The sequence below is a fragment of the Massilia rhizosphaerae genome, from assembly GCF_016093545.1.
Taxonomy (GTDB): Bacteria; Pseudomonadota; Gammaproteobacteria; order Burkholderiales; family Burkholderiaceae_D; genus Telluria; species Telluria rhizosphaerae.
The window spans coordinates 462,504-488,754 of record NZ_JADKYX010000002.1 but is presented as its reverse complement, the minus strand read 5'-3'; the positions used below and the strand labels follow the sequence as shown (position 1 = coordinate 488,754).

Sequence of the window (26,251 nt, the reverse complement as noted above, 5' to 3'; positions counted from 1 at the left end):
GCAACGGAAAGCGTATCGACAGCCTACCGCGCCGCCCGCGAAAGTCCTAAGGATTTAACATGTGTGTCGCCGGCCAGCCACAATGCATGACCTGGCCGGCGTGCCGCGCCGGTTATTTCGCGGCCTGCACCACCGGCAGCTCGATCGCGCTCTCCAGCCCCGGCGCGTGATAGACGCGCTGCGTCGCCTTGCGATAATCGCCCGGCTTGGCGTAGAAGATGTTCGGCACGAAGGTCTGCGGATTGCGGTCGTACAGCGGGAACCAGCTGGACTGGATCTGCACCATGATCCGGTGGCCCGGCAGGAACACGTGGTCGACGTTGGGCAGCGCGAAGCGATAGCGCTCGGCCTTGTTCGCGGGGATCGCGGCCGGCTTGTCGAGGCCCTGGTAGTAGCGGCCGCGGAAGATGTCCATCGCGATCGGCAGCTCGTAGCCGCCCAGCGCCGGCTGCGCTGCGACTTCGTCCGGATACACGTCGATCAGCTTGACGACCCAGTCGCTGTCCGTGCCCGACGTCGACGCGAACAGGTCGACCATCGGCTGGCCGGCCAGCTGCAACGGCGCGGTGAGCGGGGCGCTTGTGTAGGTCAGCACGTCCGGACGGTCCGAATCGCCGCGCTGGTCGGTCACCAGCCACGGCTTCCAGACGTTGCTGTCGCCCATGTGCACGGGACGGGGCACGAACGGCACCGGCTTGGCCGGATCGGACACGTATTCGTCGAACGCGGTGGCTTTGTCGGCCTTGCCATCGCTCTTGTCGAACCCGAGGCCGAAGCCCGGCTTCAGGTACAGCGGCGTGATTGCGGCCGCGAGCGGCCACCGGTCGAGGCGGCGCCAGCGGTTCACGCCGGTCTGGTACGACCACACGGGCGGCGTGTCGAACGCGGGCGCGCCGTCCTTGAGGTATTGGTCGAAGAACGGGAGCATGACCTCGCGGCGGAATTCGCGCGCGGTGTCGCCCGTGAATTTCAGCGCGCCCAGCGTCGAGCCCTCGTAATTGACGCCGCTGTGGCGCCACGGGCCGACCACCAGCGAATTCATCGTGTTCGTCTTGTCCTGCGGTTCGACGGCGGCGTAGGTCGCGTAGGCGCCGTAGATGTCTTCCTGGTCCCAGCGGCCGACGACGGTCATCGTGGGCACCTTCAGCGCGCGCCTGGCGAGGATCTTGTCCAGCGCCTGCTCCTGCCAGTAGCTGTCGTAGGCCGGGTGCTCGAACAGTTTTTTCGTGAAGTTCAGCCGGTCGACGCCGTACAGGTGGGCGAAGTCCGACGTCGACCCCGCGCGCAGGAACGCCTCGTAGTCGTCATTGATGCCGGTGACGATCTTCTCGCCTTCGCCGCGCGCCGCGTTCTGGCCGGCGATGTAGGCGAGGTTCGAGTTGCGAAACGCGCCGTTGTGGAACCAGTCGTCGCCGCGCCAGCCGTCGACCATGGGGCTCATCGGCACGGCCGCCTTCAGGGCCGGGTGCGGGTCCACGAGGGCCATCAGCACGGTAAAACCTTCGTACGACGAGCCGACCATGCCGACCTTGCCGTTCGACTGCGGGACGTTCTTGACGAGCCAGTCGATCGTGTCCCAGGCGTCCGTCGTGTGGTCGACCGGGGTGTTGTTCAGCGGGCCGCGCACCGGGCGCGTCATCACGTAATCGCCTTCCGAACCGTATTTGCCGCGCACGTCCTGGAACACGCGGATATAGCCGTTCTCGACGAAGGCATCGTCGCCGTCGCCGAGCTCCGACATCATGTGCGGGCTCTGCATGCGTTCCGCGCGGTGGGTGGCGTCGTACGGGGTGCGGGTCAGCATGATCGGCGCCTTGCCGGCCATGACGCTCTTCGGGATCACGATCACGGTGTGCAGCTTGACGCCGTCGCGCATGGGGATCATGACGTCGCGCTTGACGTAGTCGGCGTTCGGGACCGTCGTCTCGAATTTCTCGGCGGGGATGTCCGGCGCCATCGGCGCGGTCTGGGCCTGCGCGCAGGTGGCGAAGGCGGTGGCAAGCAGGAGGGAAAGGACGGACAGGGCAGGCGGACGGTAACGCGGCATTGGTTTGTTCTCCACGGGACGGTTGAGTGAGCAACCTTGGGTAAAAGTTGCAACAGGGCATAGTACCGAAGCGTGGGAAAGCGTGCAAACGCGCCACCGCAAATTCGGGGTCAGAGCACGATTTGTTCGAAATTCGGGGTCAGAGCACTTTTTAGGGCACGGTCCACGAGGCAAGTTTGTGCGTCAGCCGTCGAGGTTCCAGCCCTGCGCATTGCGAATCCTCGCGGCGCCCCACAGCCATGCACAGGTGAGGAACGACCCGTCAGGAAATTGATCCGAAATGTGCTCTGACCCCGAATTCGAGCCGAAATATGCTCTGACCCCGAATTTATGCCGGCAGGCGTTTGCGGTTTGCGGGCGCGGGGAGGGACGGGGTCGTGTTCGCGGCCAGCTTGAACGTGCGGACGACGGCGTCCAGCTCGCGCGCCTGTTCCTGCAGCGCGGCCGCGGCGGCGGCGGCTTCCTCGACGAGGGCCGCGTTCTGCTGGGTCGCGTCGTCCATCTGGGCGATGGCCTGGTTGACCTGGGCGATGCCCGTGCTCTGTTCCTGGCTCGACGCCGCGATGTCACGCATCAGGACTTCCGCGCGCCGCACGGACGCGACGATCGCTTCCATCGCGTGGCCGGCGCCGTCGGCCAGCGCGCTGCCGGCATCGACCTTGGCGACGGAGTCCAGGATCAGCTGGCGGATCTCCTTCGATGCCGCGGCGGATCGCTGGGCCAGCGTGCGCACTTCGCCGGCGACGACGGCGAAGCCGCGGCCCTGTTCGCCGGCCCTGGCCGCTTCCACGGCCGCGTTCAAAGCGAGGATATTGGTCTGGAAGGCGATGCCGTCGATGACGCCGATGATCTCGGAAATCTTGCGCGAGCTTTCCGTGATGGCGCCCATCGTGCGCACGACTTCCGCCACCACGGCGCCGCCTTTTTCGGCCGATTGCGCCGTCTCGGACACGAGGCGGTTCGCCTCGATCGCGTGCTCCGCGTTGTTGCGCACGGTCGTCGTCAGTTCTTCCATCGCAGCCGCCGTCTCTTCGATGCTCGACGCCTGCGCCTCCGTGCGCGTGGACAGGTCCAGATTGCCGCGCGCGATTTCCTCGGTGGCCCCGGCGATCACGTGGCTGCTGTCGCGCACCTTGCCGATCGTGCCGCTGAGCGAGCCGACGAAGCGGTTGAACGCCTGCGCCAGCTTGCCCACTTCGTCTTCGCCGTCCGCTTCCAGACGACGGCTGAGATCGCCGTCGCCGTCGGCGATTTCGCCCAGCATGCCGGCCGCGCCCATCACCGGCGCCGAGATGGCGCCGGCCACGAACCAGATCGCGGCGAGCCCCACCGCGCCGCCGGCGAGGGCCGCGATGATGGCGGACACCGCGGCCGTGCGCCCGATATTGCCCAGCACCTCCGCTTCCGGCACCTCGGCCACGACGTACAGGTCGAGTTCCGGCACGTACGACGACGCGACGAACTGGCGGCCCGTCGGGGCGTCGTAGTGCGCCGACGCGAACGGCTGCTTGCCCAGCAGCGAACGCACCAGTTCGGGCGAGAAGCCGGGCTGCTTGTCGAGGGTGTGGTGGCCGTCGAGCAGGGTGCGGTCGCGGTGGACCATCAGTACGCCGGCCTGGTTCACCAGGTAGACGTAGCCGGACTTGCCGAGGCGGTAGTTGCGGATGCTGTTCGCCAGCGCGTCGGCGGAGAGACCCAGGCCGGCGATGGCCAGCTTGCCCTGCGGCGTCTGCACACGCGTGTTGATGAACAGCATGTAGACGTCCGAACCGGCATCCTTGTCCAGGTCCAGCCGGTATGGCACATTGCTGTCGAGGAAGGTCTTGAACCAGGCGTCCTTGCTCGATGCCTTGTCGATCGTGCGTTCCAGGCCCTTTTCCGTAAAGTATTTCGAGGTGCCGTCCGACACCCAGAACACGGTCGCCGCGTGGTTGGATTGCTGCAGGCGCTTGGCCTGCGCCATCCAGGCCGCCAGGCCGTCGTCCGGATTGCCGGCGTCTTCCCACGCCTGCAGGAAGGTGTTGTTCGCCAGCGTCTGCGAGATCGCGGCGGGTTCCGCGATCTGGCGCTGGATGTCGTTGCGGATCGCGCTGATCTGGGCCGGCAATTCGCTGGCGACGACGCGTTCGCGCATCTGCGCACTGGTCATCGAGATCGACAACGTGGAAGAAATGGCGATGAATACGAGCAGGCACACACCCATGCTGAGCATGAGCTTGGTGCGGATGCCGAGTTGACGGAATTTCATGGGTGTGAAATTGATTTGTGGAAAGGTATATTGAGTGTAATCAGGGATGAATTGGATGATGTCTGTAATTAGTGATTTTCCTCAAATTCCGCACCTTGACGCGGCATCCCTACAACGATCTTTTATAGTCTTGGAAATGTTCAATTTGCTGATCTTGGTGGCGATATATGGTGTATGTGCTCGTGCATATGGCGTACCGGAACCTGTCGTTGCCACTTTGCTTCTGATCGGCACCCAACAATGCTAAGCTACCGCCTTTCTCACGCCGGGCCCTGAATATGGCAAAGCTGCTGGCCATCGACGGCCTGAACATCGTACGGCGCGTGTACGAGGCGAGTCCCGAGCCGGACTCCGACCTCAAGGCGAGCATCGCCCTGCGCCACGCGTTCTCGTCGTTCCGCAACCTGCTCGAAGCGCACGCGCCGACGCACGTGCTGGCCGCGTTCGACTACGGCGGCGCCACGTGGCGCCACGCCCTCTATCCGCGCTACCGCGAAGGCCGCGCGCCGATGCCGGGCGTGCTGCGCGAAGCGCTGCCGGAATTCCACGAGCGCCTGCGCAAGGCCGGCCTGCACGTGTTGATGCTACCCGAGGTCGAGGCCGACGACGTCATCGGCACCGGCGTGCTGCGCTGGCTGGCGGAAGGGCGCGGCGACGCCGTCGTCGCCACCACCGACAAGGACCTGCACCCCCTGATCGCGCATGGCGCGCTGGTGTGGGATCATTTCAAGGGCGAGTGGCACGACGACGCGTGGGTGCGCAACCGGTTCGGCGTCGCGCCGGAGCGCCTGCACGACCTGCTGGCGCTGATGGGCGACCCGACGGACGGCGTGCCGGGCGTGTCGAAGATCGGCATGAAGACGGCCGCGCGCCTGCTCAATGCCTACGGCGACCTGGACGCCGTCATGGCGGGCGCCGGCATCCTCAAGACCCCGCTGGGCGAACGGCTGCGTGCGGAACGCGAGATCCTGGAGGTGTCGCGCAAGCTCGTGCAATTGAAGACCGACGTGCGCCTGGGCGTCACGTGGAACATGCTGGCCTACGAGGCCGATTGACGTGGAAAGGAAACCGATGCTCAAGGCGATCATCGTGGACGGCAGCGCCGTCGCGCGCGGCCTGCTCAACACCGTGCTCACCGACGGCGGCTACGACGTGGCCGGCCAGGCCCATACGGCCTCGGCCGGATTCGCGCTCGCCCTCAAGCACCAGCCTCACATCTTCTGCATCGCGCGCGAGCAGTTCGAGGACGGCCAGGAAGCCGTCGGCCAGCTGCGCACGCAACTGCCGAAAACGCTGATCTTCATGGTGTCCGGCACGCTCGACGCACCCGCCATCCAGGCCGCGCTCGCGGGCGGCGTGCACGGGTTCATCGTCAAGCCGTTCAAGGCCGACACGGTGCTGCGGACGATCCGCAACACCGTCATTTCGATCGTCAAGAAGCACCGCGGCGCGTGAGCGCCGCCGGGGTCAGGCCGCCTCTTTCGCCGCCGCCAGCAGCCCCATCTCCTCGGAGCCGAGCAGCTTGTCGATGTCGAGCATGATCAGCATGCGCTCGCCCACGGTGCCGAGGCCGCGCAGGTATTCGCCCGACACGGTGGCGCCGAGGTCCGGGGCCGGCTTGATCTGGTCCGGCGTCAGGGTGACGACGTCCGAGACGCTGTCCACCACCATGCCGATCGTGTGGTTGTTGATGTTCAGGACGATCACGACCGTGAACGCGTCATACGTCGGCGCGCCGACGTTGAACTTGATGCGCATGTCGACGATCGGCACGATGATGCCGCGCAGGTTGACGACGCCCTTCAGGTACTCGGGCGCGTTGGCGATGCGCGTGACGGCGTCGTAGCCGCGGATTTCCTGAACCTTCAGGATGCTGATCGCGTATTCCTCGCCGCCCAGACGGAAGGACAGCACCTCGGTCGCGTTGTTGACGATGTCTTCAGCCATTGCAATTCCCCGTTAATTTCCAACCAGCAATATAACTGAAGATTACGGCATTTTTATGTCGGATGCGATGGACAAATGGCAATCGCGAACAAAAATGCTGCGGCTGCGGGGGGAACGCAACAATCAGGCCGCGCTCGCCGTGTCGATAATGCCACCGCCCAGGCAGACGTCGCCGTCGTACAGCACCGCCGACTGGCCCGGCGTCACCGCCCATTGCGGGTCGGTGAAGGCCAGCGTGAAGCGGTCCGGCCCGTCGGGCGCGACCGTGCAGGGCACGTCGGCCTGGCGGTAGCGCGTCTTGGCCGATAGCGCACGGGCCTCCGGAGGCTCACCCGCGATCCAGCTGGCCTGGCCGGCGCCCAGGCTGGCCGACAGCAGCCACGGGTGATCGTGGCCCTGCACGATGTACAGCGTGTTGGCGGCGATGTCCTTGCGCGCCACGAACCACGGCTCGCTCGTGCCGTCGGCATTCTTGTGCGACTTCAGGCCGCCGATGCCGATGCCCTTGCGCTGGCCCAGCGTGTAGAACGACAGGCCCACGTGCTCGCCCACCGTCTGGCCGTTATCGAGCTTGATCGGCCCCGGCTTGTGCTGCAGGTAGCGGCCGAGGAATTCGCGGAACGGGCGCTCGCCGATGAAGCAGATGCCCGTCGAGTCCTTCTTCGCCGCGTTCGGCAGGTTCAGTTGTTCCGCGATCTTGCGCACTTCCGTCTTCGCGATCTCGCCCAGCGGGAACAGCGATTTCGACAACTGCGCCTGGTTCAGGCGGTGCAGGAAGTAGCTCTGGTCCTTGGTCGAATCGAGGGCCTTGAGCAGCTCGAACTTGCCGGTGGCGCCGTTCTGGCGCACGCGCGCATAGTGGCCGGTCGCGATCAGGTCGGCGCCCAGCTTCATGGCGTGGTCGAGGAAGGCCTTGAACTTGATCTCGGCGTTGCACAGCACGTCCGGGTTGGGCGTGCGGCCGGCCTGGTATTCGCGCAGGAATTCCGCGAACACGCGGTCCTTGTATTCGGCGGCGAAGTTCACGGCCTCGATGTCCACGCCGACGACGTCGGCGACGCTGGCCGCGTCGATCCAGTCCTGGCGCGAGGAACAGTATTCGGAATCGTCGTCGTCTTCCCAGTTCTTCATGAACAGGCCGACGACTTCATAGCCCTGTTCCTTCAGCATCCAGGCCGCGACCGAGGAGTCGACGCCGCCCGACATCCCGATCACGACTTTCTTTTTGCTCATTTCAGGTTACGTCCGGTTTGATGGTGAGTCCGTTGTCGAACACGGAATGGTCCGTGTACAGCAGGTCCAGCGAGGTGCGCTTGCCCGCCAGGTAATCGTCCACGCATTTCAGGACGATGGGGCTGCGGTGGCGCTCGCGGCACGCGGCCAGTTCGTCGCGCGTCAGCCACAAGGTGCGCAGGATGCCGTGGTCGAGCGCCTGGTCGTACTGCTTGCCCGCCTTGCCGCAGAACGTGAAGCGCAGATAGGTCACGTCATGCCCGCGCGACTTCGAGTGGTAGCGCGACAGGTACATGCCGACGAGGGCTTCCGGGATGAACTCGTGCGCCGTCTCTTCCATCGCCTCGCGGATCACCGCCTGTTCGAGCGATTCGTGCGGGTCGAGGTGGCCGGCCGGCTGGTTCAGGCGGATGCCGTCGCTGGTTTCTTCTTCGATCAGCAGGAAACGGCCTTCGCGCTCGATGATCGCGGCGACGGTGACTGACGGTCTGAAGGTATGGGTCATGCGCGTCCTTGTAGTGAGCCGACATTCTACCTTGCTGGAACGTGCGTTGCTCGGGCGCACGCTGCGGTGCAATAGTTCCGGACAGGTTTGAATATTGATGTGTAACAAAAAGCTTGAGACTTTATCTAGGTTTCCGAGGGCTTGGCCACGAAAATTGCCGATCTGTTGACGAAAAACCACTCATCTGTATTGATCGGGGGCATTACATGCTAGATTGTAGACAGTTTATCAATTATACGGAGGCATCATGAGAATTGGTGTGCCGGTCGAAACGAGGCCTGGCGAGACACGTGTCGCAGCAACCCCCGAAACGGTCAAGAAGCTGGCCGCCCAGCACGAAGTGATCGTGCAATCGGGCGCCGGCGTCCCTGCTTCCGCGATCGACGATGCATACGTCGCCGCCGGCGCCCGCATCGGGTCCGCGCAAGACGCCTTCGGGGCCGACCTCGTCCTGAAAGTGCGCAGCCCGAATGCGGAGGAGCGCGCGCTGATGCGGCCGGGCGCCGCCCTCGTCGGCATGCTGAATCCATTCGATGCCGACAACCTGGCCGCGCTGGCGCAGCAGCGCGTGACGGCGTTCGCGCTGGAAGCGGCGCCGCGCATCACGCGCGCCCAGTCGATGGACGTGCTGTCGTCGCAGGCCAACATCGCCGGCTACAAGGCCGTGCTCATGGCCGCCAACGCCTACCAGCGCTTCATGCCGATGCTGATGACGGCCGCCGGCACCGTGAAGGCGGCGCGCGTCTTGATCATGGGCGTCGGCGTCGCCGGCCTGCAGGCCATCGCCACCGCGAAGCGCCTGGGCGCCGTCATCGAAGCATCCGACGTGCGTCCGCCCGTGAAGGAGCAGGTGGAATCGCTGGGCGCCAAATTCATCGACGTCCCGTTCCTCACGGACGAGGAACGCGAGATCGCCAAGGGCGTGGGCGGCTATGCGCGCCCGATGCCGGCCGACTGGATGCGGCGCCAGGCGGAACTCGTGCACGAGCGCGCGAAGCTGGCCGACATCGTCATCACGACGGCGCTGATCCCCGGCCGCAAGGCCCCGGTGCTGATCGCGGAAGAAACGGTGCGCGCGATGAAGCCGGGCTCCGTGATCGTCGACATGGCCATCGAGCAGGGCGGCAACTGCCCGCTGACGGAGCTGGGCAAGACGGTGATCAAACACGGCGTCACGATCATCGGCGAGCCGAACCTGCCCGCGCTGGTGGCGGCCGACGCGTCGGCGCTGTACGCCCGCAACGTGCTGGACTTTTTAAAACTCGTGATCGACAAGGACGGCAAGCTCGTCATCGACCGCGAGGACGAGATCGTGCGCGCAGTGCTCGTCGCCATCGACGGCGACGTACTGCGCAAAGCGGCGTAAATCAAGGAGACGCGTCATGGAAATCAGCCATACCATCATCAACCTGATCATCTTCGTGCTGGCGATCTACGTCGGCTACCACGTCGTGTGGACGGTCACGCCCGCGCTGCACACGCCGCTGATGGCGGTGACGAACGCCGTCTCGGCCATCATCATCGTCGGCGCCATGCTGGCGGCCGGCCTCACCGAGGGCCTGACGGGCCGGGTCGCCGGCACGATCGCCGTGGCGCTGGCCGCCGTGAACGTGTTCGGCGGCTTCCTCGTCACCCAGCGCATGCTGGAGATGTTCAAGAAGAAGGAACCGAAGGCGAAGCCGGCGCCGGCTGCCAACGGCGCCAACGGTGCCGGCGGCGTCGCCAAGGAGGCCGCATGAACATGATCAGCATGAATGTCGTGACGCTGCTGTACCTCGTGGCGTCCGTGTGCTTCATCCAGGCCTTGAAGGGCTTGTCGTCGCCCGCGTCCGCGCGCATGGGCAACGCGTTCGGCATGACCGGCATGGGCATCGCCGTCGTCACCACCATCGCCCTGATGTTCAAGCTGAAGGAGCAGATGCAGACGAGCGGCATGGGCTTCGGCCTCGTATTGCTGGGCGTCGTGGTCGGCGGCGCGATCGGCGCGGTGGCCGCGAAGCGCGTCGAGATGACCAAGATGCCGGAACTGGTCGCGGCCATGCACTCGCTGATCGGCCTCGCGGCCGTGTGCATCGCCATCGCGGCCGTGTCCGAGCCGTGGGCTTTCAATATCGCCGCGCGCGGCGAAGGGCTCCCGTTCGGCAACCGGCTGGAACTGTTCATCGGCACGTTCGTGGGCGCCGTCACGTTCTCCGGGTCCGTGATCGCGTTCGGCAAGCTGGCCGGCAAATATAAATTCCGGCTGTTCCAGGGCGCGCCCGTGCGCTATCCGGGCCAGCACATGATCAACCTGCTCGTGGCCATCGCCATCGTCGGCCTGGGCCTCGCGTTCTGCTTCTCGAGCGGCGCCACGCCGGCATGGACCCCGTACATCGTGATGGCCGTGCTGTCGTTCGTGCTGGGCGTCCTGATCATCATCCCGATCGGCGGCGCGGACATGCCCGTCGTCGTGTCGATGCTGAACTCGTACTCGGGCTGGGCGGCCGCGGGCATCGGCTTCTCGCTGAACAACTCGATGTTGATCATCGCGGGCTCGCTCGTCGGTTCGTCGGGCGCGATCCTGTCGTACATCATGTGCAAGGCGATGAACCGCTCGTTCTTCAACGTGATCCTGGGCGGCTTCGGCGGCGAGGCGGCATCCGCCGACACGGGCGGCGCGAAGGAACAGCGGCCGGTGAAATCGGGCTCGCCGGAAGACGCGGCGTTCATCCTGCAGAATGCGGAATCCGTCATCATCGTGCCGGGCTACGGCCTCGCGGTAGCGCGCGCCCAGCACACGGTGAAGGAACTGGTCGACAAGCTGACGGAACACGGCGTGCAGGTGCGCTACGCGATCCACCCGGTGGCGGGCCGCATGCCGGGCCACATGAACGTGCTGCTGGCGGAAGCCGAGGTGCCGTACGACCAGGTGGCGGAGATGGAAGACATCAACGGCGAATTCGGCCAGACGGACGTGGTGCTCGTGCTGGGCGCGAACGACGTCGTGAACCCGGCCGCGAAGGATCCGAAATCGCCGATCGCGGGGATGCCGATCCTCGAGGCCTATAAAGCCAAGAGCATCATCGTCAACAAGCGGTCGATGGCGTCGGGGTATGCGGGGCTCGACAACGATCTGTTTTATCAGCCGAACACGATGATGGTGTTCGGGGACGCCAAAAAAGTCATCGAGTCGATGGTCAAGGCGGTGGAGTAATACGTAGGGTGGGGCATTTCAAGCCGGGGGCTTGAAATGCGCGCCCACCATGCGCTGCCGCGATGCGTGCATTTGGTGGGCACGGGGTGCCCACCCTACGGCTACCTGCGTCCGAACATCATCAATTCGGCCAACAACATCCGGGCTGGCTTGACGGTATCGAGCGCCGCCAGCGCCAGCCCGAACACCGCCTGCAGCGGCCCCGTATTCGCGAACACGCGCGCCAGCGCATCCGTCGTGCGGATGATGGCGCCGCGGTCGCGCGCACGTTCTTCCGCAAAGCGGGATAACGCATCCGCGATGCCGCCCTCGCGATCGATCCCGCGCGCGAGCAGGCGCGCCAGCACGGCCGCGTCGCGCAGGCCGAGATTCAATCCCTGTCCCGCCACCGGGTGCAGGGTCTGCGCCGCATTCCCGATGGCGACCGTGCGCGCGGAAAAGCGCGGGTCCGCGTTCAGCCCGAGCGGAAACGCCGCCCGTTCCGATGCGCCCGTGAACGTGCCGAGACGCTCGCCGAACGCCTCGCCCAACTGGCGCAGGAATGCCGGCTCGCCCAGGTCCAGCAACTGCTGCGCGCGTTCCGGATGCACGCACCAGACCAGCGCATAGCGATGGCCGTCGGGGCCGTCCTGCGGCAGCAGCGCGAGCGGGCCTTCGTCGGTAAAACGTTCGAAGGCGCGGTGCGCGATCGGCTGGCTGGCCGAGATGCGCGCGATGACGGCCGTCTGGGCGTAGTCGCGCCGTTGCGTCCTGTCCGCCTGCTCCCCGAACACGCCGCCCTCGGCCTGCACGGCCGCCTGCGCATGCAGCTTGCGGCCGTCGTCCAGCTCGAGCACGACGCCGTCGCGGCGTTCGTCGAGCGCCGTCACGCGCACCGGGCGCAGCACCTGCACGCCCGCGCGCTCGCAGGCGCGCGCCAGCGCGTCGACGACTTCGCCGTAGCGCGCCACATAACCCAGCGCCTCGACCTTGTGTTCAGCGCGGTCCATCAGGCTGCGGCCCAGGTGGCCGCGGCGCGACACGTGGATCTGGTGGATCGGCGTGCAGGGCAACGGCCAGGCGCCGACGTCTTCCAGCAGCATGCGGCTGCCCCACGACAGCGCGATCGAGCGCGGGTCCGAGATCGCCTGGCCCAGCGCCTTCGCATCCACCAGCGCGATGCGCCCCGGCGCGACGCCGCGGCGCGCCATCAGCGCGGCCAGTGCGAGGCCGACGGGGCCGGCACCGCAGATCGCGACGTCGACGTGAATTTCCTGTTCAGTCATGCGCGGTCCCCACGATCGCTTCGATCTCCGCCACCGTTTTCGGCGCCGCCGCCGACAAGAGGCGATAACCGTCGTTCGTGACGACGACGTCGTCCTCGATGCGGATGCCGATGTGCCAGAAGCGTTCCGGCACGCCGTCGGCCGGGCGCACGTAGATGCCCGGTTCCACCGTCACGACCATGCCTTCGGCCAGCGGCCGTGATGGCTTCTCGGCCTGCGTCACGTCGCGGTAGGCGCCGACGTCGTGCACGTCCATGCCGAGCCAGTGGCCCGTGCCGTGCATGTAGAACGGCACGTGGGCCTTGTCCGCGATGGCGTCGTCGACGCTCGCGTATTTCGACTTGTCGACGAGGCCCAGGTCGAGCATGCCCTGCACCAGCACGCGCAGCGCCGCTTCGTGGAACGCGCTGTACGGCCGGCCCGGTGCGATGGCCTCGAGGGCCGCGTCCTGTGCCGCCAGCACGAGCTCGTAGAGGGTCCTCTGGGCGTCGGTGAAGCGGCCGTTCACGGGAAAGGTGCGCGTGATGTCGGAGGCGTAGCCATCCAGCTCGCAGCCGGCGTCGATCAGCACGAGGTCGCCGTCGCGCATGGTGCGGTCGTTGACGTTGTAGTGCAGGATGCAGGCGTTCGGGCCCGAGGCCACGATGGGCGTGTAAGCGGGGAACTGGGCGCCGTTCTTGCGGAAGACGTACAGCAGCTCCGCTTCCAGCTCGTACTCGGCCATGCCGGGACGCGCCGCGCGCATCGCGCGCTCGTGCGCGCGGCCCGAGATCTCGCCGGCGCGCAGCATCAGCGCCTGTTCGTCGGCGTCTTTTATCAGGCGCATCTCGTCCAGCAGGGGCAGCAGGTTAACGAAAGTGCCGGGCGCCGTCGTGCCGGTGCGGGCCTGGGCGCGCACGGCCTTGAGCCAGCCCATCACCTGCGCGTCGAGGGCCGCGTTCGACGCCAGCGCGTAGTACAGCGCGGGCGCGTTCGCGAGGAGGCGCGCCATGTGCGTATCCAGTTCGGCGATCGGGTACGCGTCGTCGACGCCGAACGTCGTGCGCGCCGCTTCCGGGCCGTGGCGGTAGCCGTCCCAGATCTCGCGCTCGACGTTCTTTTCGCGGCAGAACAGGATGGAGCGGGCCGGCTTGTCGTCCGTCGCGGCGACGAGTACGAGCACGCTGTCCGGTTCCGTGAAGCCGGTCAGGTAATAAAACGCGCTGTCGTGGCGGTAGGGGTAGTCGCTGTCGCCGTTGCGCAGGACCTCCGGCGCGGTGGGCAGCACGGCGACGGCGCCCGGCTGCATCTGCGCGGCCAGGCGCGCGCGTCGTGCCGCGTAGTCCATCAGGCGCCCGCCTTCGCGATGGATCCCGGCGGTGCGTTGAGTTCTTCCAGCTGGCGCACGGTGCCCACGTTGACCCACTGGCCGTCGTAGATTTCACCGCCCACGCGACCCTGGTCAATGAACTTGCGCATCAACGGGCCGAATTTCAGGAACTCGCCGGCGCGGATTCCGTCGAACATTTCAGGACGATAGACGCCGATGCCGGCGAAATTCCATTTCGGGTTGCCGTCGTTGGACAGCGTGTACATGGTCACGCCGAAGTCGCCTTCCGGGTTGTGCCACGGGTTCGGCGTGAGGTACAGCCAGGCGATGTCGCGCTTCTCGGGCGGAATCGGTTGGCCCACGGCGTCGACGTCCTTGAGCACGTCCAGCACCTGTTCGAAGTCGAAGTAGGGTGCGTAGATGTCGCCGGAAACGGCCAGGAACGGTTCGTCGCCCAGCAGGTGCAGGGCGTTGACGATGCCGCCGGCCGTTTCCAGCGGCGTCGGCTCGTGCGAGTAGACGATGCGCGCGCCGTAGCGGCTGCCGTCGCCCAGTTCTTCCTCGATCATGTGGCCGAGGTGCGAGTGGTTGATGACGATGTCCTTGATGCCGGCGCGCACGAGGTTCAGCACGTGCCAGGTGATGAGGGGACGCCCACGCACCTTGAGCAAGGGCTTGGGGCAGGTGTCGGTCAGCGGACGCATCCGCTCGCCGCGGCCGGCGGCGAAGATCATGGCTTTCATCGGCGGATGTCTCAGAAGGTGTAGCCGACCTGCGGCGCCTTGTCGTCGAACGCGTCGAGCAGGCGGAGGATCGGCTTGAGTTCGGTGTAGCGGTTGGCGGTCTTGCGCACGTAGTCCATCACCGTGGGCAGGTCCCCCATGTAGGTGGACTTGCCGTCGCGGTAATTCAGGCGGCAGAAGATGCCGAGGATTTTCAGGTGGCGCTGCAGGGCCATGTATTCGAAGTCGCGGTAGAAGGCGTCGATGTCCGGATTGACGGGCAGGCCCGCCTGTTTCGCGCTTTGCCAGTAACGCACGACCCAGTCCAGCACGAATTCCTCGTCCCACTGGATGTAGGCGTCGCGCAGCAGCGAAGCCAGGTCGTAGGTGACGGGGCCGTAGACGGCGTCCTGGAAGTCCAGCACGCCCGGGTTGCCCTGGTCGAGGAACATCAGGTTGCGCGAATGGAAATCGCGGTGCATGTAGACTTGCTGTTGTGCTAACACGTTGGCCGTGATCGCCTCGAACGCCTTGTCGAGCTGGGCGCGCTGGATGTCGTTCATCGTGACGCCCAGGTGGCGTTCGATGAACCACTCGGGGAACAGGTTCAGCTCGCGCAGCACGAAGGCGCGGTCGAATTCCGGCAGCACGCCCGGTTGGCTCGCCACCTGGAACTTGATCAGGGCGTCGATGGCGTCCGAGTACATGAACGGGGCGTTGTCGACGGACAGGCGCTGCAAATACATCGTCGTGCCGAGGTCGGACAGCAGCAGGAAGCCGGCCTCCACGTTGCGGGCCACGATGGCGGGCACGGTGACGCCGGCATCGCGCAGCAGGCCGTCGACGTGGATGAAGGCGGCCACGTTTTCGCGCTCCGGCGGGGCGTCCATGGCGACGAGCGTATCGCCCAGCTTGTCGCGTAGCGCCGGCACAACATCGAGGCGGAAGTAGCGGCGGAAACTGGCGTCGGTGGATGCCGGGCGCAGGCTGGCGACGTCGACGAGGTCAAGCGAACCCAACCAATCGGTCAGCTGGGCGAGGCGGGCATCTTTGTCGGGGGTGGGAACGTGTTGAGACTGAGAAGACATGAAGCGTCCCGGTGAAACGGGTTGGTGATAGGAATTCCCATATAATACGAGATTCAATCCAAAAAATCGCCCTCTATGGTGCAACGCGATCTTTCATGAGCTGGATGACGGCCCTACCATTCCCGCCGCGGCGAACTGCCGCCTTGTCCGCCTGCGTGGCCGTGGCCGCGGGGCCGTTATATGCACAAACGGCGGCACAAACGGCGGCACAGACGGCGGCACCGACGGTGGCCGCTCCGGCCCATTCCGACGAGAAAGACCTGCCGGTCACGATACGCGCCGAGGCGTTTTCCGGCCGTCCGGACCGTATCCTGAACATGGACCGCAACGTCGAGATCACGCGCGGCACGACCGGCGTCACGGCGGACACGGCCTGCTACCGGCGCGTCGAGGACGAGGTCACGGCCGAAGGCAATATCAATATGTGGCGTTTCGGCGACCGTTACAAGGGCGACGCGCTGCAACTGAACCTGGCAACGGGCAAGGGCTGGGTGCTGCACCCGGCCTACCGCCTGGCCGCGAACAACGCGCAGGGCAAGGCCCAGCGCATCAATTTCCTCGGCGAGGACCAGGCCGTCGTCGTCGACGGCACGTACAGCACCTGCGAAGGGCCCGATCCGGACTGGTACCTGAAATCCAGCACGCTGCGCCTGGACCAGGGCCGCGACGTCGGCACGGCCGGCGGCACGATCATCTATTTCAAGGACGTGCCCATCCTCGGGATTCCGGCGCTGTCGTTCTCGCTGTCGGGTGCGCGCCGGTCCGGCTGGCTGCCGCCCACGGTCGGCTTCGGCTCCAAGGGCTCGGCCGAGCTGATGGTGCCGTATTACTTCAACATCGCGCCGAACCGCGACCTGACGCTGTTCCCGCGCTATATCTTCGCGCGGGGCCTGCAGCTGGGCGCCACGGGCCGCTACCTGGGCGAGACCGACCGCGGGCCCTACCACGGCGAGACGCACCTGGAATACCTGGCCAACGACCACCTGGCGCACCGCAACCGCTGGTGGGTCGACACCTTGCACAACCAGTTCCTGGCGCCCAACTGGACGTTCGGCTGGAACGCGCACGCGGCGTCGGACAACGAATACCCGTCGGACTTCTCGCGCACCGTCGCCGCCAGCGCCGAGCGCCAGCTGCTGCGCGAGCTGCGCACCGACTATTATGGCCAGTACTGGAACCTGACGGCGCGCGTGCAGAACTACCAGGTGCTGCAGGACCCGGGCGCCGTGCTGAATCCGGCGCTGACCGTGGCGACGCCGTACAACCGCCTGCCGACGATCGACTTCCACGCCGGCCGCTACGACGTGCTGGGCGGCTTCGACTGGTCGGTGGACGCGGAGGCCACGCGCTTCACGCATCCGGACGACAACCAGGTGCAGGGCAACCGCGCCAACATGGTGGCGCAGGTGAGCCATCCGTGGGTGCATCCGGGCTGGTTCGTGACGCCCAAGGTCATGCTGCACGCGACCCAGTACAGCCTGACGCAGAACGTCAACGGCGACGACAAGATCTCGCGCGTGCTGCCCACGTTCTCGCTGGACAGCGGCATGGTGTTCGAGCGCAAGTCGTCGCTGTTCGGGTCCGGCGGCACGCAGACGCTGGAGCCGCGCCTGTTCTACGTGCGCACCCCCTATAAAAACCAGGACGACATCCCCAACTTCGATACGGGCGTCGCCGGTTTCAATTACGCCCAGCTGTTCACGGAAAACCGCTTCGTCGGCGCCGACAAGGTGTCGGACGCGAACCAGCTGACGGCGGCGATCGTCTCGCGCTTCATCGAGGCCAACGGCGCCGAGCGCCTGCGCCTCGCGGTCGGCAGCCGCTATTACTTCACCGATCCGCGCGTGCGCCTGAATTCGAGCGAGCAAAGCAACCAGACCCGCTCGGACGCGCTGCTGGCGGCGTCGGGCCGCATTTCGGAGTCATGGACCTTCGACAGCGGCGTACAATACGATGCACAGGCGCGCAGCCTGTACAGTTCGAATGTCGGGGTGCAGTGGCAGCCGGCCCCGATGAAGGTGTTGAATCTCGAATACCGCTTTCAACGCGACACCTTCGGCATTGCCAACGGCTTCCGCAACGCCGACGTGTCGGGCCAGTGGCCGCTGTCGCAGCGCTGGTACGGCGTGACCCGGGTCAGCTACTCGGTGCGCGACCGCAAACTGCTCGAGAGCCTCGTGGGGCTCGAGTACAAGGCGGATTGCTGGGTGTTCCGCATGGGCGCGCAGCGTTTCGTGACGGCCGCGCGGACCACCTCGACGCCGATCTTTTTCCAGCTCGAGCTCAACGGCCTGTCGCGGCTGGGCTTCGGCAACCCGCTGGAGACTTTCAACAAGAGCATCCCCGGCTACACCCGGCTGAACACCAACGTCGGCCGCCCCTGACCGGGCCATGGACAACTAGATACCTGAAATGAGTGCTTCCCTGAATATGCGTACTACCCGTCTGTCTCCGCGCCGTCCGCACCAGATCAAGCTGGCGGCGGTGCTGCTGTGCGCCCTCGCCACGGGCGACGTCCTGGCCCAGGCCGCACCCGCGGCCAAGCCGCCCGCCAAGCCGAGCACCGGCTTCCTGCCGCCGGCGTCCAGCAACGCCCACGTGATCGATTCCGTGTACGTGATCGTCAACGACGAAGTGATCACCAAGCGCGAAGTCGACCAGCGCGTGGCCGAGATCACCCAGCGCCTGAAGGCCCAGGGCGCCCAGATGCCGGCCGAGGAAGACCTGCGCCGCCAGGTCGTCGAAGCCATGATCACTGAGCGCGCCCAGCTCCAGCTGGCCAAGGAAATGGGCGTGCGCGTCGACGACACGATGCTCGACCGCGCCATCGGCCGCATCGCCGAGAACCAGAAGATGAGCGTGCAGGACATGCGCAACGCGATGGAGAAGGACGGCCTGCCGTTCTCCCAGTTCCGCGAGCAGATCCGCAACGAGATCATGCTGCAGCGCCTGATCGAGCACGAAGTCGACAGCAAGATCCAGGTCACCGACGCCGAGATCGACACCTATCTCGCCGCCGAAAAGGCCGCCGCCGCCGACCGCGTCGAGATGGACATCGCGCAGATCCTCGTGCGCATCCCGGAAAACGCGTCGCCCGAACAGATCGCCGCGCGCAAGGCCAAGGCCGACGAGGTCGAGCGCCAGCTGCGCACCGGCGCCGACTTCGCCAAAATGGCCGCCACCTATTCCGATTCGCCGGACGCGCTGAAGGGCGGCTCGGTCGGCTGGCGCGACCCGGACCGCCTGCCCCCGATCTTCGCGAACGAGCTGCACAAGCTCAAGCCGGGCCAGGTCACGCCGGTGATCCGCACCAACGTCGGCTTCCACATCCTCAAGCTCGCCGGCGAGCGCAAGCTGGCGGACGCGCAGAAGCCCGCCCAGGCCGTCGTGCAGCAGACCCACGCGCGTCACATCCTGCTCAAGATCACGCCGACGCAGACCGAGGAAGAGGCCCGCAAGAAGCTCCTCGAGATCAAGCACAAGATCGAGAGCAAGCAGGCGACCTTCGAAGAGATGGCGCGCCAGTACTCGCAGGACGGCTCGGCCGCGAAGGGCGGCGACCTGGGCTGGCTGGCCCCGGGCGACGCGCTGCCGGAATTCGAGAACCCGATGAACGCCCTCAAGCCGGGCACGGTGTCGGACGTCATCAAGACGCCGTTCGGCCTGCACCTGATCGAGGTCATCGAGCGCAAGTCGGAAGACGTGTCGAAGGAGAAGGAACGCGCGGCCGCCCGCCAGGTCCTCACCGACCGCAAGCGCCAGGAAGCCCTGGAAGACTGGAGCCGCCAGGTCCGCGACCGCGCCTACGTCGAGTTCCGCGAGGACAAATAAATGTCCCAGGCAGGCGCACGCCCCACGTTGGCCGTCACGGTCGGCGAGCCGGCCGGCATCGGACCGGAGATCTCGATCCGCGCGGCCTGGGCGCTGCGCGGCGCGGCCCGGTGCGTGCTCGTGGGCGATGCGGCGTTCCTGTCGCTGACGGCGGGGCTGATCGACCCGGCGATCCGCCTGTCCGCGATCTCCACCCTGGCCCTGCGCCACAGCGGCCTGCCGCACTTCGGGCCGGATGTCATCCCCGTCGTCGACGTGCCGCTCGACGCCCACGTCGTGCCGGGCCGGCTGGATGCCGCCAACGGCCGCGCCGTGCTGGCCACGCTCGATCTCGCGATCGAGGGCACGCAGGCCGGCTGGTGGGACGCCATCGTCACGGCGCCGCTGCAAAAGAGCACCATCAACGATGCCGGCATCGCGTTTTCCGGCCACACGGAATACCTGGCCGAGAAGACGGGCACGCCGAAAGTGGTCATGATGCTCGCGGGTTCGCCCGGCGCGGACCGGCCTTACCTGCGCGTGGCGCTGGCGACGACGCACCTGCCGCTCAAGGACGTCTCGTTCGCCATCACGCGTGATAGCCTCACACAGGTGCTGGAGATCCTGCACGCGGACCTCGTGCGCAAGTTCGGCATCGCCGCTCCCCGCATCCTCGTGACGGGCCTGAACCCGCATGCGGGCGAGAACGGCTACCTGGGGCGCGAAGAGATCGACGTCATCACGCCCGTGCTGGAAGACGCCCGCACGCGCGGCATCGACGCGCGCGGCCCGTATCCGGCCGACACGCTGTTCCAGCCCAAATACCTGCAGGACGCCGACGCCGTCCTCGCCATGTACCACGACCAGGGCCTGCCCGTGCTCAAGTACGCGACCTTTGGCCGCGGCGTCAACATCACGCTGGGCCTGCCTTTGATCCGCACGTCGGTCGACCACGGCACGGCCCTCGATCTGGCCGCGCAAGGCCTCGGCCGGGCCGATTGCGGCAGCATGGAAGAGGCGATCCGCGTCGCCCTGTCGATGGTGCGCGCGCAACAGCAATAACCCGCATAAGAAAAAAATGAAACACGTAGCCCGCAAGCGCTTCGGCCAGAATTTCCTGACCGACGACCACGTCCTCCACAACATCATCGATGCGATTGGCCCGCGCCGCGGCGACACCATGGTCGAAATCGGCCCGGGCCTGGCCGCGATGACGGCGCTGCTGCTCAAGGAGCTCGACCACATGCACGTGGTGGAGCTCGACCGCGACCTCGTCGCGCGCCTGGAAAAAGCGTATCCGCGCGAACGCCTGACCATCCACGCGGGCGACGCCCTGAAATTCGACTTCGGCGGCATCCCCGTCCCGGACGGGAAAAAGCTGCGCGTGGTGGGCAACCTGCCGTACAACATCTCGAGCCCGCTGCTGTTCCACCTGGCCGACTACGCCCACCTCATCGAGGACCAGCACTTCATGCTGCAGAAAGAGGTCGTGGAGCGCATGGTGGCGGAGCCGGGGACCAAGGTCTACGGCCGCCTGTCGGTGATGCTGCAGTGGCGCTACGACATGGCGCTGCTGTTCGTCGTGCCGCCGACGGCCTTCGATCCGCCGCCGCAGGTCGATTCCGCCATCGTGCGCATGGTGCCCACGCGCAGGCAGCTCCCGGCCGACGCGGGCGCGCTCGAAGCCGTCGTGCAGAAGGCGTTCTCGCAGCGCCGCAAGGTGATCCGCAACTGCGTGGCGGGCATGTTCAACGAACAGCAGCTGGTCGACGCCGGCATCGATCCGGGGGCGCGGCCGGAAACCGTGGGGCTGGAACAGTACGTGGCGCTGGCCAATGTGCTGAAACCGCTGGCCTGATCAGCGGGCGCTCATCGAGAGCCCGCCTGCCATCCGCGCGATCGCGCCGCCTCTTCTCCCTTGGCGTCCAGCGGCTTGCCGGCGATGCGCTCGTCGATCGCATCGAGCACGGCGGCCGGCAACGCGCTGCCGGCCTGGCGGTAGCCGCCCGTCGCCTCCGGCGCGGCCTCGGCCAGCACGGGGATCCGCCACTGCCCGCCTTCCCGGCACGCCAGGCCGGCCGACGATCCCATGACGAAGCTGCGGCAGTAAGCGCCGTCGCGGGCGGCGAAGCTGACGCCGACCTTCACCGCGCCTGCCGCCTTGCCGCCGACCTGGCGGTCGAGGGCAGAGGCCAGTTCGCCTTGCGCCACCACCTGCCCGCCGTTGCCGGCGATGGCCGGCCCGCCGCCGGGAATCACCTTGCCGGCCAGGACCCCAATGACGAGCGTGGCCGCCAGCGCGCCCCATTCCGGCCACGACCAGCGGCGGCGTTCGTCCCGCGCCGTGCGCGCCGCGTCCAGCGACAGCACGGGTGCGGCCGGCGCCGGCTGCAGGCGCGCGGGCACGGGTTCGTCGAGGATGCCGGCGAAGGCGGCGGCGACGTCCGCGCGCAGGGCGCGATGGCGCGCCACGGCGGCGGCAATGGCGGGATCGGCGCGCATCGCGTGTTCGATGGCGGCGCGTTCGGCGGGATCGAGTTCGCCGTCGGCATAGGCCATCAGGGTGTCATCGGAAAATGTCATGGTGTCCTTCGTGTCTGGTCGGCGAGCAGTTGCTGCAGGGCGTCGCGGGCGCGGGCCAGGCGGCTGGTGAGGGTCCCGACGGGGATCTCCAGCACGTCCGCCGCTTCCTTGTACGGCAGGCCGTCCACGAGCACGAGGCCGACGACGAGCCGGTGCTCCTCGGACAGCAGGCTGATCGCCTTCTGGATCGCGAGCCGCTGCTGGTGCGCCTGCGCCGTGTCGTCGCCCACATGTTCGCCTTCTTCCTCGGGCGCGAACAACTCGGCGCGCCGGGTCCGGCTGCGCACTTCGTCGATCCACGCGTTCTTGATGATCCGGAAGAGCCAGCTGTCGAGCCGCGTCCCCGGTTCCCATTGTTCGCTGCGGCCGAGCGCGCGCTCCATCGCGACCTGCACCAGGTCGTCCGCGTCTTCGCGATGATAGGTCAGCGCCCGCGCAAAGCGGCGCATCCGGGGCAGCAGGGCGGCGATCTCGTCGGCAAGCATGGTGTCTGTCTAGGTAAACGATGCAGGAGGGGATTTTCTTCCCTGCGCCGTTCGTTAACTGCGTATCTTGACCAATCATATATGATCCGCCCATGAAATTCCCTTTCGTAAATTTGCGTGGCCTGCTTGCCGCGCTGCTCGTGTGCGGCATGGCGTCCGCGCATGCGCAATTGGGGTTGCCGTCCTTGCCGCTGCCCGGCCGTATCGGGCCGCTGGGGCTGGACGGATTGCGCCGTCCGGTCGACCAGTTGCTCGACCGGGCGCCGTTGCCGGACCTCGGCAGCCTGCGTGTCGACACGATCAAACGCTTGCTGCGCGACCACGCGACTCAACTCGAGGCCGACCCGAACGGCGAACCGGCGCTGCGCGGCGAGGTGCTGGCCTGGTCGCCGTCGGAGACGGCCCTGCAGGCCGCGCGCGACCTTGGCGCGACGGTCGTGCGCGACGAGGTGCTGCCCGGACTGGGCGACCGCATGGTCGTGCTGCGCCTGCCGTCCGGTGCGTCGACGGCGGCCATGGTCGAGCGGTTGCGGGCCTTCGATCCCGGCGGCGCCTACGATTTCAACCACGTCTACACGGGCAGCGGTGCGGCGGATGGCGTGCGTGCCGGCGAGGGATCCGCCGTCCGCATCGGCCTCGTCGACAGCGGCGTCGACGGCACCCACCCGGTCTTCGAGGATGCCGCGATCACGCGCTGGGGCTGCGGCGGCCAGGTCGTTCCCGCGCCGCACGGCACGGCGGTGGCGGCGCTGATGGTCGGGCGCTCCGAACACCTGCGCGGCGCGGCCCCGGGCGCCAGCCTGTATGCGGCCGACGTGTACTGCGGCAGCCCGGTGGGCGGGGCCGCCGACCGCATCGCCGCGGCGCTCGGCTGGCTGGACCAGCAGGGCGTCGGCGTCGTGAACATCAGCCTCGTCGGCCCGGCCAATGCGCTGCTGGGGCGGGCCGTCGCCGCGATGGAGGCGCGCGGCCACCTCCTCGTGGCCGCCGTCGGCAACGACGGGCCGGCCGCGCCGCCGCTGTATCCGGCCAGCTATCCCGGCGTCGTCGGCGTGACGGCCGTCGACCGGCGCGGCCGGCCGCTGCCGGAAGCGGCGCGCGGTCCGCAGGTGAAATTCGCGGCGCCGGGCAGCCAGATGGTCAGCGCCGCGCCCGGCGCGCCACCGTACCGGCAGGTGCGCGGGACATCGTTCGCGGCGCCCATCGTCGCGGCCTTGCTGGCCAAGCGGCTGCCCCGGCCGGACGGCGCCGCGGCCGCGCGCGCCGTGGACGCGCTCGCGCGCGAGGCCGGCGGCGGCCATGCCGTCGCGAATGACGAGACGGGCTACGGCATCGTCGGCGCCGGCTTGCGCACGGACCCGGCGGACCTGCGCTAAAAATTTTTTTGAAGGAATGGAAGAAAATGGCGAGCTGGTCCGTTTTCCTTGTATCGGCGGCGACAGCGCCGCCCCATCACAAGGAGAACAGACATGAAAGCCAAACAGATTACCCGCCACATCGCCCTCGTCCTTTCCCTCGGCATCGGCATCACGCACCAGGCCCATGCGCAGTTGCTCGGCGGCGGGCTCGGCGGCTCGCTGGGCGGTTCCGTCGGCGGCATGCTTAACGGTGGCATGGGCGGCATGGGCGGCATCGGCCGCATGGATACGATGAGCGGACTGCGCGGCGAAGGACGTCTCGTGCGCGACGCGGAGGACGACGTGCGCGGCGGCGCGGGACGGCAGGCAGCGGGCGGTGCGTCCGGTGCCGGCACCGCCGCGCCGGCCCAGCCCGCGGCCCCCGTGCAGCGGCCGGGCCTGCTGTCGGGTGCCGGCAGCCTCGTCGGGACTGGCGCCGCCGCGGCGAGTGCGCAACGCTCGGCATCCGCCGATGCGGGCAAGGGCGGGGCGTCGGCCCGCGGCGACGGATCGGGCTCGGCCGGCGTGGACGGCAGTGCCGCGGCCGGCACGATCGGCGGCGCGGCGGGTGCGGCCCGCGGCACCGCGGGCCAGGCGCGCGAGCGCATGGCGGCCGCCGGCAGCGAGGCGGCAGGCGGTGCGCGCGGCGCGGCCCGATCGGTGCGCGAAGGTGCGTCGGCCGCGAACGGCGGCGTGACGCTCAGCGGCAGCGGCAGCGGCAGCGGCAGCGCGAGCGGTACGGCCTCGGGCAGCGCGGGCGGATCGGGCGCGAGCGGCGCGTCCGCCAGCGGCACCCGCCAGTAAGCGGTTACAGCCTGCCTTGCCAATAACGGCGCGCCTTGTCGAACACGCGCGCGCCGATCTTTCTGCCCGGCTCAGCCCCCGCCCCGTCCGTGGGCGCGGCCCCATCCAGCCGGCTGCCGCCCGTAACACGCCGCAGCACCTCGGCGGCGGCTGCGGCGCAGGCCTCGCCATCCCCGGTCGCGAGGGCGGCGTCCGCCAGGGCATTGGCCAGCACGAAGAACAGCAGCACGTCGCGGTCGTCGTCGTGCCCGTCGCGGACCGATATCTGCCGGGCCAGACGGCACCAGTGCGCGGCGTTCGCCTGCAGCTCGCCGGCGCCGGGCTGGCGGACCTCGGCCGGCATCAGCGCGAACGGTTGATCCCGGCAACCGCCGTCGAGCATGGCTGCCGCCTGCGTGCGGCCGATACCGGCCGGACTGAATGGGCCGGCCGCGGCGTCCGGATCCAGCCCGAGGCGCCGCATATGGGCATCGATGCCGGCGTGCGCCGCCGGGCACAGGCCGGCGAGGACGCCATGGGCCGCGTGGCTCATCGCGCCGGCCTTGCTGGCGGCGTCGCGCTCGGCGCGCGGCAGGCGTACGGCCATGCCGAGCGTCGTCTGGCGGGCATCGCCGTCGTAGGCGGCCCAGGCGTTGTACATGCAGGTGTGCAGCAGGGCGAGGACGCGCGGCGGCGGCGCCGTGCCCATCGTCCGTAACGCCAGCGCGTTCCAGCCCGCGACCGTGCCGGCCGGCCGTGTCGCGACGGGGGCGGTCGCCCCGTCCGCATCCAGTTCCAGGAAGTTCCGCCATCCCATATCCGCCTCCGCTTGTGCGCAGAGAAGTATCGCCAGCGAATCCGCCCCGGCTGTTGAGCCGACGCATGCCCGCGCTACCTGTGCCGCAACGCACAATCCGGTTTTTGACCGCTTTATCCCGTGTTTTGTGCAGTTCGTCGCACGCAGATGGCGGGGACGGGGGCGCGCGCCTAAAGTGACACCATCAGCAAGCCAATCACGGCACCGACCAACGAAACGAACACTTAAGGAGAGTCAAAATGAACGTCCTCAAACACATGGAAGCCATCTTCCTCGCAGCCGCCGTCCTCGTGGGCCTGACGAGCGCCGCGCACGCGTCCAGCGTCGCCAGGCACGAGCGTTACGACGCCCAGGTGACGATCGAAGGCCAGCAGATGGCCGTCGTCAAAGTGACCGCGAAGCGCCTGCCGGCCGCCGCCAAAGCCGCCATCTGAACCTTGAACCGGACCGAAGGAGAACCGTCATGAACATCCTGAAAAACATGGAAGCCATCTTCCTCGCAGCCGCCGTCCTCGTGGGCGTGACGAGCGCAGCCCACGCCGCCAGCGTCGCCAAGCACGAGCGCTACGATGCCCAGGTGACGATCGAAGGCCAGCAGATGGCCGTCGTCAAAGTGACGGCGAAGCGCCTCGCCGTCGCCGAACAAACGCGCGCCTGACGCGGCGCGCGCGCAAGTCCCGACGTCATGAAGCAGCTGCCGCCCGGCAGTGAATGAAGACGGAACGGCCCGGCTGTCACGCAGCCCGATGGCGCCGTCCGGAAACAGGCCGCAACGGCCGACAATCGCACCCGACCGCACCGATGAGGATATCGACGGCA

At 67.5% G+C, this 26,251-nt stretch carries 25 protein-coding genes; 13 read left to right on the top strand and 12 right to left on the bottom strand.

The window, feature by feature from the left end; all coding sequences use genetic code 11:
* Positions 1–112: 112 nt before the first annotated feature.
* Together ISF28_RS05275 and ISF28_RS05270 are read right to left on the bottom strand one after the other, a co-directional pair.
* Positions 113–2,047 carry a CocE/NonD family hydrolase gene (locus tag ISF28_RS05275; protein WP_198116088.1) on the bottom strand — a complete coding sequence of 645 codons (1,935 nt, stop codon included), beginning with the start codon at positions 2,045–2,047 and terminating at the stop codon, positions 113–115.
* A gap of 328 nt (positions 2,048–2,375) precedes the next feature.
* On the bottom strand, positions 2,376–4,295 hold the full coding sequence (locus ISF28_RS05270; protein WP_229518880.1) for a methyl-accepting chemotaxis protein: 1,920 nt from the start codon (positions 4,293–4,295) through the stop codon (positions 2,376–2,378).
* Positions 4,296–4,573: 278 nt separating this feature from the next.
* Between ISF28_RS05270 and ISF28_RS05265 the strand changes: the two genes are divergently transcribed.
* Together ISF28_RS05265 and ISF28_RS05260 are read left to right on the top strand one after the other, a co-directional pair.
* A complete protein-coding gene (locus ISF28_RS05265) occupies positions 4,574–5,350 on the top strand; it encodes a 5'-3' exonuclease (RefSeq protein WP_198116087.1) in 777 nt (258 codons plus the stop codon).
* A gap of 16 nt (positions 5,351–5,366) precedes the next feature.
* The gene (locus ISF28_RS05260; RefSeq protein ID WP_198116086.1) at positions 5,367–5,750 is read left to right on the top strand and encodes an ANTAR domain-containing response regulator; all 384 of its coding nucleotides are present in this window, start codon (positions 5,367–5,369) and stop codon (positions 5,748–5,750) included.
* Positions 5,751–5,762: 12 nt separating this feature from the next.
* Here the strand turns inward: ISF28_RS05260 and ISF28_RS05255 are convergent, their stop codons facing one another.
* The 3 genes from ISF28_RS05255 to ISF28_RS05245 form a co-directional block, all read right to left on the bottom strand.
* On the bottom strand, positions 5,763–6,242 hold the full coding sequence (locus ISF28_RS05255; RefSeq protein ID WP_198116085.1) for a chemotaxis protein CheW: 480 nt from the start codon (positions 6,240–6,242) through the stop codon (positions 5,763–5,765).
* Between the two features lie 123 nt (positions 6,243–6,365).
* Positions 6,366–7,475 (bottom strand): tRNA 2-thiouridine(34) synthase MnmA, encoded by a 1,110-nt coding sequence (mnmA, locus tag ISF28_RS05250; RefSeq protein ID WP_198116084.1) that lies wholly within the window; start codon positions 7,473–7,475, stop codon positions 6,366–6,368.
* A 1-nt stretch (position 7,476) separates the two neighbouring features.
* The gene (locus ISF28_RS05245) at positions 7,477–7,980 is read right to left on the bottom strand and encodes an NUDIX hydrolase (RefSeq protein WP_198116083.1); all 504 of its coding nucleotides are present in this window, start codon (positions 7,978–7,980) and stop codon (positions 7,477–7,479) included.
* Positions 7,981–8,227: 247 nt separating this feature from the next.
* Here ISF28_RS05245 and ISF28_RS05240 point away from each other — a divergent pair, with 247 nt between their 5' ends.
* Genes ISF28_RS05240 through ISF28_RS05230 form a run of 3 tightly spaced genes read left to right on the top strand, consistent with a single transcriptional unit; the run spans position 8,228 to position 11,173 of the window.
* Positions 8,228–9,346, top strand: a complete 1,119-nt coding sequence (locus ISF28_RS05240; protein ID WP_198116082.1) for a Re/Si-specific NAD(P)(+) transhydrogenase subunit alpha — start codon at positions 8,228–8,230, stop codon at positions 9,344–9,346.
* A 16-nt stretch (positions 9,347–9,362) separates the two neighbouring features.
* Positions 9,363–9,719 (top strand): NAD(P) transhydrogenase subunit alpha part 2, encoded by a 357-nt coding sequence (locus ISF28_RS05235; RefSeq protein WP_198116081.1) that lies wholly within the window; start codon positions 9,363–9,365, stop codon positions 9,717–9,719.
* Positions 9,716–11,173: an NAD(P)(+) transhydrogenase (Re/Si-specific) subunit beta gene (locus tag ISF28_RS05230; RefSeq protein WP_198116080.1), complete on the top strand. Its 1,458-nt coding sequence runs from the start codon at positions 9,716–9,718 to the stop codon at positions 11,171–11,173. Before ISF28_RS05235 ends, ISF28_RS05230 begins: the two co-directional genes overlap by 4 nt.
* Before the next feature lie 101 nt (positions 11,174–11,274).
* Here ISF28_RS05230 and ISF28_RS05225 read toward each other — a convergent pair whose 3' ends face one another.
* Genes ISF28_RS05225 through ISF28_RS05210 form a run of 4 tightly spaced genes read right to left on the bottom strand, consistent with a single transcriptional unit; the run spans position 11,275 to position 15,557 of the window.
* Positions 11,275–12,438: an FAD-dependent monooxygenase gene (locus ISF28_RS05225; RefSeq protein ID WP_198116079.1), complete on the bottom strand. Its 1,164-nt coding sequence runs from the start codon at positions 12,436–12,438 to the stop codon at positions 11,275–11,277.
* On the bottom strand, positions 12,431–13,765 hold the full coding sequence (gene pepP / locus ISF28_RS05220) for a Xaa-Pro aminopeptidase (RefSeq protein ID WP_198116078.1): 1,335 nt from the start codon (positions 13,763–13,765) through the stop codon (positions 12,431–12,433). The genes ISF28_RS05225 and pepP overlap by 8 nt, the downstream gene beginning before the upstream one ends.
* Positions 13,765–14,490 carry an N-acetylmuramate alpha-1-phosphate uridylyltransferase MurU gene (gene murU / locus ISF28_RS05215; RefSeq protein ID WP_198116077.1) on the bottom strand — a complete coding sequence of 242 codons (726 nt, stop codon included), beginning with the start codon at positions 14,488–14,490 and terminating at the stop codon, positions 13,765–13,767. Before murU ends, pepP begins: the two co-directional genes overlap by 1 nt.
* Positions 14,491–14,501: 11 nt before the next feature.
* On the bottom strand, positions 14,502–15,557 hold the full coding sequence (locus ISF28_RS05210) for an aminoglycoside phosphotransferase family protein (RefSeq protein ID WP_198116076.1): 1,056 nt from the start codon (positions 15,555–15,557) through the stop codon (positions 14,502–14,504).
* Between the two features lie 95 nt (positions 15,558–15,652).
* On the opposite strand from ISF28_RS05210, the gene ISF28_RS05205 reads away from it, so the two are divergent.
* Genes ISF28_RS05205 through rsmA form a run of 4 tightly spaced genes read left to right on the top strand, consistent with a single transcriptional unit; the run spans position 15,653 to position 21,225 of the window.
* Positions 15,653–17,941: an LPS-assembly protein LptD gene (locus ISF28_RS05205; protein WP_198116075.1), complete on the top strand. Its 2,289-nt coding sequence runs from the start codon at positions 15,653–15,655 to the stop codon at positions 17,939–17,941.
* A gap of 46 nt (positions 17,942–17,987) precedes the next feature.
* Positions 17,988–19,388, top strand: a complete 1,401-nt coding sequence (locus ISF28_RS05200) for a peptidylprolyl isomerase (protein ID WP_229518879.1) — start codon at positions 17,988–17,990, stop codon at positions 19,386–19,388.
* On the top strand, positions 19,389–20,429 hold the full coding sequence (pdxA, locus tag ISF28_RS05195; RefSeq protein ID WP_198116073.1) for a 4-hydroxythreonine-4-phosphate dehydrogenase PdxA: 1,041 nt from the start codon (positions 19,389–19,391) through the stop codon (positions 20,427–20,429).
* Between the two features lie 16 nt (positions 20,430–20,445).
* A complete protein-coding gene (gene rsmA / locus ISF28_RS05190) occupies positions 20,446–21,225 on the top strand; it encodes a 16S rRNA (adenine(1518)-N(6)/adenine(1519)-N(6))-dimethyltransferase RsmA (protein ID WP_198116072.1) in 780 nt (259 codons plus the stop codon).
* Between the two features lie 11 nt (positions 21,226–21,236).
* On the opposite strand, the gene ISF28_RS05185 is transcribed toward rsmA, so the two are convergent.
* Together ISF28_RS05185 and ISF28_RS05180 are read right to left on the bottom strand one after the other, a co-directional pair.
* A complete protein-coding gene (locus ISF28_RS05185) occupies positions 21,237–21,950 on the bottom strand; it encodes an anti-sigma factor family protein (protein ID WP_198116071.1) in 714 nt (237 codons plus the stop codon).
* Positions 21,947–22,435, bottom strand: coding sequence for an RNA polymerase sigma factor (locus tag ISF28_RS05180; protein WP_198116070.1), 489 nt, complete (start codon positions 22,433–22,435; stop codon positions 21,947–21,949). The genes ISF28_RS05185 and ISF28_RS05180 overlap by 4 nt, the downstream gene beginning before the upstream one ends.
* Positions 22,436–22,527: 92 nt before the next feature.
* On the opposite strand from ISF28_RS05180, the gene ISF28_RS05175 reads away from it, so the two are divergent.
* Together ISF28_RS05175 and ISF28_RS05170 are read left to right on the top strand one after the other, a co-directional pair.
* Positions 22,528–23,811: a S8 family serine peptidase gene (locus ISF28_RS05175; protein WP_229518878.1), complete on the top strand. Its 1,284-nt coding sequence runs from the start codon at positions 22,528–22,530 to the stop codon at positions 23,809–23,811.
* A 93-nt stretch (positions 23,812–23,904) separates the two neighbouring features.
* On the top strand, positions 23,905–24,636 hold the full coding sequence (locus tag ISF28_RS05170; RefSeq protein WP_198116069.1) for a hypothetical protein: 732 nt from the start codon (positions 23,905–23,907) through the stop codon (positions 24,634–24,636).
* Positions 24,637–24,640: 4 nt separating this feature from the next.
* Here the strand turns inward: ISF28_RS05170 and ISF28_RS05165 are convergent, their stop codons facing one another.
* Positions 24,641–25,432, bottom strand: a complete 792-nt coding sequence (locus ISF28_RS05165; RefSeq protein ID WP_198116068.1) for a DUF6851 domain-containing protein — start codon at positions 25,430–25,432, stop codon at positions 24,641–24,643.
* A 239-nt stretch (positions 25,433–25,671) separates the two neighbouring features.
* Here ISF28_RS05165 and ISF28_RS05160 point away from each other — a divergent pair, with 239 nt between their 5' ends.
* On the top strand, positions 25,672–25,866 hold the full coding sequence (locus ISF28_RS05160) for a hypothetical protein (RefSeq protein WP_198116067.1): 195 nt from the start codon (positions 25,672–25,674) through the stop codon (positions 25,864–25,866).
* Between the two features lie 29 nt (positions 25,867–25,895).
* Entirely contained in the window at positions 25,896–26,090 is a 195-nt protein-coding gene (locus ISF28_RS05155) for a hypothetical protein (protein WP_198116066.1), read from the top strand.
* Positions 26,091–26,251: the final 161 nt, after the last annotated feature.